This window comes from Streptomyces sparsus (assembly GCF_054776295.1).
This window is the reverse complement of record NZ_BAAHCA010000157.1, coordinates 2,037-7,743: the sequence shown is the minus strand read 5'-3', so window position 1 is coordinate 7,743 and position 5,707 is coordinate 2,037. Positions and strand designations below refer to the sequence as shown.

The window sequence follows — 5,707 nt, the reverse complement described above, 5'->3', positions numbered from 1 at the left end:
GCCCCCGCCGACGCGCGAGGCGTCGGCGGGGGCCCGCCTGTGAGTGCCCTGGCCGGTCGGCGTCAGCCGCCCGGGGTGAAGTCCTCGGCGGCTGGCGCCGCAGCGCCCTCCTTGTGGACCTTCAGGCCGCCGGGGACCGAGTCGTCCGGCTTGAGGATGTAGCTCTCCCGGGTCGAGGGAGCGGCCGGGTCGGAGAAGTCGTGCTTGATGCCGAACCCGTTGTCGTAGGAGTCGAGCGTGCCCAGCGCCTTCACGACGCCGTCCCTGGTGAGGTCCTTGTTCTCACAGGCCTTCTTCAGCGCCTCCGCGTAGACCGACGCGGCGCTCCAGCCCGCCACCACGCCGTTGTCGAGCACGTCGTCGGGGTACTCCGCCTTGTAGGCCTTGGCCAGCCTGCTGGGCGCCGGCTCCTCCGAGCCGATCGGCAGGGTCGAGGTGGCGATGTAGAAGTCGTTCATCAGCGCCGGGCCGGCCTGCGTGTCCAGCAGCTGCGGAGCGTACGCCGAGTTGTTGCCGACCACCGGCACGTTCAGTCCGCCGGCCGCCGCGACACCCACCAGCGACGCGGCCTGCCGCGGGCCCGCGCTGATCAGCATGGCCTTCACCCCGGCCCGCTTCAACGAGGCGACCTGCGCGGACATGTCCTCGTCGGTCGGCTTGATCTTCTGCTCGACGATGGTCAGGCCGGCCACCTCCGCCGCGTGCTTCGCGCCTTCGAGGGCGTTCTCGCCGTAGTCGCCCTCGAAGTAGACGTGGCCGACCTTGTCGCCCTTCTTGAGGCCCTTCTCCTCCACCAGGAAGTCCACGGCGTTGATGGTCTCGACGTCGTAGGTCGCGCCGATGGTCCGGATGTACTCGCTGCCCAGCAGCGAGGCCGCCCACGCCTGCGGCAGCACCACGGCCTTGTCCTTCGTGATGCGGCCCTTGGTGGCGCCGACGAAGGGCGAACCGATGAACTGGACGAAGCCCAGCACCTCGGGCTCCAGCTCCGTGTAGGCCGGGATCGCCTTGCCCGCGTCGTAGCCGTGGTCACGCACGGTCAGCTCGAGCTGCCGGCCGCAGATGCCGCCGTCGTCGTTGATGCGCTTGACGTAGAGCTGCTGGGCCTGGGTGACGCTCTTTCCGAGCGAGGCGTAGACACCGGTCATGTCGGTGAGCGCGCCCAGCGGAATGGTCTTGTCGGTGACGCCGTTGCCGGTCTTCACGCCGTCCGCGTCGGCGGTGCCGTCCTCGCCACCGGCCGACTTCCCGCTGCATCCGGCGGCGGCCACGAGGGCCACGGCGATTGCCACGGCGACGGTCGCGCGGGGCACGCTGGTTCGTCTCATGCTTGTACCTCGTCCTTCTTGAGGGTCTTCTTGGACGTCTTCTTGAGGAACCCGGCGAACGGGCCGCCGCGGGCGGCGAGTCGCACGAGGCCGCCGGGCAGGAAGAGCACCACGACGACCACGGCCGCGCCGTAGAGGTAGCGGGACATCTCCCCCGGCGCGATCCCGCCCGTTCCCGGCGGGGACACCAGCGGCAGGGCGTCGCTGTAGCGGTTGAGGATCTGGGGCAGCAGGGAGACGAAGACGGCACCGACGACCGCGCCGGACACCGATCCCAGCCCGCCGATGACGATCATCGCGAGGTACTCCAGCGACAGGATGAAGCCGAAGTACTCCGGAACAGTGCGCTGGAAGACGAGGGCCAGCAGCACGCCGGCCAGCCCCGCGTACATCGACGACAGGACGAACACCCCGCCCCGGTAGCGGGCCACCGGCACGCCCATCACGCCGGCCGCGATCCGGTGGTCGCGGATGGCGTTCATGGCCCGGCCCGGCCGTCCGCGCAGCACCCCGCGGGCGAACAGGGCGCAACCGGCCACCAGGACCAGGCCCACGTACCAGAGCTTCTCCGCCGACTGGAACGGCACCGAGGCCACCAGCACCTGGGTGTCGTCGAAGGCGAACCCGAACAGGGACAGCGCCGGCACGTCCCGCCCGTTGTAACCACCGGTCAGGCCATGGGAGTTGAACAGGAAGTGCTGGCCGATGAAGATCAGCGCCAGGGTGGCGATGCCCAGGTAGGCGCCGCGCAGCCGGCCGGCGATGGGGCTGAACAGACCACCCGCGGCTCCCGCGATGAGTACCGCCAGCACCGCCGCCAGCGCGGGCGGCAGCCCCAGCCCGGTCAGCTCACCGTCCTGGCCGTTCCCGGCCAGCGCGCAGTAGCCGTACGCGCCGACGGCCAGGAAGAAGGCGTGCCCCAGGGAGAGTTGCCCGGTGGCACCGGTCAGCATGGTGAGTCCGATGGCGCCGATGGCGGCGGCCATCGCGAACAGTCCGGCCTGGAGCCAGAACCGGTCCAGGTAGAACGGCAGGGCGAGAAGCAGCACGCCGCTCACGGCCCACAGATATCCCATGCGGCGCTCAGACACGGCTCAGCTCCCTCGTTCCGAACAGGCCGGCCGGGCGCACCAGCAGGACCAGGATCATCACCACGTACGGCGCCATCTCCCCGACTCCCCGGCCCAGGAACAGCAGTTCGCCCTGGTAGCCGGTGGCCAGCGCCTGGGTGATCCCGACGATCAGGCCGCCCACCAGTGCGCCGGTCGTCGAGTCGAGCCCACCGAGGATCGCCGCGGGGAACGCCTTCAACGCCGCGAGTGAGGTGCCGCGTTCCAGACCCGGGGTGGGGAAGACGGAGAGGAACAGCGCGGCGACGGCGGCCAGTCCGCCGGCCACCGCCCAGGCCGACATCGACACCCGTCCCAGCCGCACACCCATCAGGGCCGCTGTCTCGGGGTGTTCGGCCGCCGCCCGCATCGCCACCCCCCAGGAGGTGTAGCGGAAGGCCAGCAGGAAGGCGCCGATGAGGACGGCCGCGACCAGGAACGCCGCCAGGCGGCTCTGCGGCAGGGTCAGCCCTCCGACGGTGAGCACGGTGTCGCCCCACGGATCGTCCAGCCCGTAGACGTCGGACCCGATGCGGCGGGTGAGTTCGGTGATGAGGATGATGTCGACACCGATGGTCGCGATGGCCAGCACGCTGTGGTCCTTGCCGCGGTAGCGGCGGATCACCACGAACTCGACCAGCGCCCCGACGGCCGCCGCGCCCAGCACGCCCGCCAGCAGCGCGGCCAGGAAGCCGATGTCGTCCTGGAGCACCGCGGTGAGGTAGCCGCCGACCAGCAGCAGCGAGGCGTGCGCGAAGTTGACCACCTCGGTGGCCTTGAAGATGATCACGAATCCGAGGGCGATCAGCGCGTACACCGATCCCAGCGAGATCCCGTTGAGCAGCAGCTCGGCGAAGGTCGTCACGAGGCGTCCTCCTCGCCGAGATAGGCGCGCACGACCGCCGGGTCGTTCTGCACCTGGGCGGGCGCGCCGTCCGCGATGCGCCGTCCGAAGTCGAGTACGGTCACCGCGTCCGCGAGCCGCATCACCACCCCCATGTCGTGTTCCACCAGGACGATCGAGATCCCGAGGTGCTCGCGCACCCCGGCGATGACGGCGGCGGTGCGCCGTCGCTCGTCGCCGGTCATACCGGCGACGGGCTCGTCGAGCAGCAGCAGCCGCGGTTCCATGGCCAGCGCGCGGCCCAGCTCGACGAGTTTCTGCAGCCCGTAGGGCAGGGCCCCGGCCGGCTGGTCGAGAGTGCCCTCCAGGCCGACGAACGCGGCGATCTCCTCGACCCGTTCGCGGTGCCGGGCGGCTTCCCGGACGGCGGACGGCAGCCGCAGCCCGGCGGAGACGAAGCCCGCCTTCGTGAGGCGGTGCCGGCCGAGCATCAGGGCGTCCGCCACCGTGAGGTGCGGGGACAGCACGATGTTCTGGAAGGTGCGGGCGACGCCCAGCGACGCGATGCGGTGCGAAGGCAGCCCGGTCAGTTCCGCACCGCCGAACCGCACGCTTCCCGACGCGGCGCGGTAGACGCCCGAGAGCACGTTGAAGCAGGTCGACTTGCCCGCGCCGTTGGGCCCGATGACCGCGTGCACGCTGCCCGGCTCGACGGTGAACGACACGCCGTCCAGCGCGGTGAGACCGGCGAACCGCACCGTCACGTCCCGCACCTCCAGCGGGGGTATCACCACGTCCGGCGCCTCCTGTCCGGTCGTCGCCGTCACGGCACCCACCTGCTCAGCGTCGCGGCGGGCCGGGCGGACGACGTGTCGGCCGCCGTCTCCTCGTCGGCCACGCCGAGGTAGCGGCGTCGCACCTCGTCCGAGGCGGCGAGTTCCGCCGCCGGGCCGGAGAGCGCGACCTCACCGACCTCCAGCACGTACGCGGAGGACGCCAGCCTCAGTGCCAGTGCCGCGTTCTGCTCGACCAGCAGCACCGAGGTGCCCTGGACGTTGATGTCGCGGACGGTGTCGGCGATCCGGGCCGCCATCATCGGTGCCAGGCCGAGCGACGGCTCGTCCAGCAGCAGCAGCCGCGGGCCGGCCATCAACGCGCGGCCGATGGCGAGCATCTGCTGTTCACCACCGGAGAGCAGGCCGGCGCGCTGCCGGGCCCGCTCGGCCAGTACCGGGAACAGCTCGTGCACCCGTTCCAGCGTCGCGGCCGCCGCCCGGCGGCCACCGGACGCGCCGAGGAAACCGGCCTTGAGGTTGTCGGCCACGGTCATCCGGGCGAACACCTGCCGGCCCTCCGGCACCTGCACCACGCCGGCCGCCACCACCTGGGCCGGTGACATGCCGTCCAGCCGCTGCCCGGCGAAGTGCACCGAGCCCGAGCCGGTCACCCCGCCGTGGAACCGCAGGGTGCGCGAGATCGCCCGCAGCAGCGTCGACTTGCCCGCCCCGTTGCCGCCGAGCACGGTCACCACCGAGCCCTCGGGCACTTCCAGGGAGACCGCGTTCAGCGCCCGTACCGGACCGTAGCCCACGGAGACCGCCCGCACCTCCAGTGCCGCAGCCGTCATCGGCTCCTCCTTCCACCGGGATACGGCGCCACCACAACACCGGGCGGGGCGCCCCGTCCACGTCCGGCGGCCGAATCGCTACCGGTGACCAGCGACGACGTCGACGCGTTGTGCACGGGCACAGACCCTGTCGCGGGCGGCCGGAAAGCTGGCATCCTGACGTCTCCCGTCCACGGGAGGTGGTTCGTGAGCGCACGCAAGCCCCGTACCGAGAAGGAACGCCGGCTGCTGGGCCGGGCAGCGGCGGCCCTGCTGGAGCAGGTGCCGCGGCTCACCGACCAGCTGGTCGCCGACCTCAACGAGCACTCCCCGCAGTACGTCCAGGTCATCCCGGCCGACGAGCAGTGGCAGTCGGTGTGCACGGCGATGCGGCTGGGCATCGAGGTGATGGGCGCGCCCTCGAACACGCCGCGGCTCGATCTGGAGCTGGCCGAGCGCACCGGACGCCGGCGCGCCGAGCAGGGGCTGCCGCTGGACCTGCTGGTGCACGCCTACCGGCACGCCGGGTACGTCACCTGGGACGCGCTGCTGGAGACCGCGACCGGGCAGGGTGCGGACGCCCTGTCGGCGGTGACGCGGGCCGCCACCTCCATGTGGGCGACGGTGGACCGGCAGGCCGCGACCGCCGCGGACGCCTACCGTGCGACCGAGCAGGAGATGCTGCGGCGCACCGACGAACGGGTGCAGGCGCTGCTGGACGCGCTGCTGGCCGGCCAGCCGGCCCCCGGCCTGGTCCAGCGGGCGTCCGCGGCGTTGGACCTGCCGGAGCAGGGCCGGTACGCGGTGGTGGGGGTGGGTG

The 5,707-nt window shown here is 72.0% G+C and carries 5 protein-coding genes and 1 pseudogene; 1 reads left to right on the top strand and 5 read right to left on the bottom strand.

Annotation, left to right across the window (positions count from 1 at the left end):
- Positions 1–62: 62 nt before the first annotated feature.
- The 5 genes from ACYVE9_RS10675 to ACYVE9_RS10655 are packed head-to-tail and all read right to left on the bottom strand — an operon-like array spanning position 63 to position 4,908.
- Complete coding sequence (locus tag ACYVE9_RS10675) at positions 63–1,328, bottom strand: ABC transporter substrate-binding protein (RefSeq protein WP_461027534.1); 1,266 nt, start codon at positions 1,326–1,328, stop codon at positions 63–65.
- Entirely contained in the window at positions 1,325–2,404 is a 1,080-nt protein-coding gene (locus ACYVE9_RS10670) for a branched-chain amino acid ABC transporter permease (RefSeq protein WP_461027535.1), read from the bottom strand. The genes ACYVE9_RS10675 and ACYVE9_RS10670 overlap by 4 nt, the downstream gene beginning before the upstream one ends.
- Before the next feature lie 7 nt (positions 2,405–2,411).
- A complete protein-coding gene (locus tag ACYVE9_RS10665; RefSeq protein WP_461027533.1) occupies positions 2,412–3,302 on the bottom strand; it encodes a branched-chain amino acid ABC transporter permease in 891 nt (296 codons plus the stop codon).
- Complete coding sequence (locus ACYVE9_RS10660) at positions 3,299–4,108, bottom strand: ABC transporter ATP-binding protein (RefSeq protein WP_461027532.1); 810 nt, start codon at positions 4,106–4,108, stop codon at positions 3,299–3,301. The genes ACYVE9_RS10665 and ACYVE9_RS10660 overlap by 4 nt, the downstream gene beginning before the upstream one ends.
- On the bottom strand, positions 4,105–4,908 hold the full coding sequence (locus tag ACYVE9_RS10655; RefSeq protein WP_461027531.1) for an ABC transporter ATP-binding protein: 804 nt from the start codon (positions 4,906–4,908) through the stop codon (positions 4,105–4,107). The genes ACYVE9_RS10660 and ACYVE9_RS10655 overlap by 4 nt, the downstream gene beginning before the upstream one ends.
- A gap of 186 nt (positions 4,909–5,094) precedes the next feature.
- Between ACYVE9_RS10655 and ACYVE9_RS10650 the strand changes: the two are divergent.
- Positions 5,095–5,707, top strand: a pseudogene (locus ACYVE9_RS10650) (PucR family transcriptional regulator); the annotation flags it as partial.

Excerpts from the sequence above, each read along its gene's own strand:
- ACYVE9_RS10675 (WP_461027534.1), bottom strand. The coding sequence starts at position 1,328 with ATGAGACGAACCAGCGTGCCCCGCGCGACCGTCGCCGTGGCAATCGCC.
- ACYVE9_RS10670 (WP_461027535.1), bottom strand. The coding sequence starts at position 2,404 with ATGGGATATCTGTGGGCCGTGAGCGGCGTGCTGCTTCTCGCCCTGCCG.
- ACYVE9_RS10655 (WP_461027531.1), bottom strand. The coding sequence starts at position 4,908 with ATGACGGCTGCGGCACTGGAGGTGCGGGCGGTCTCCGTGGGCTACGGT.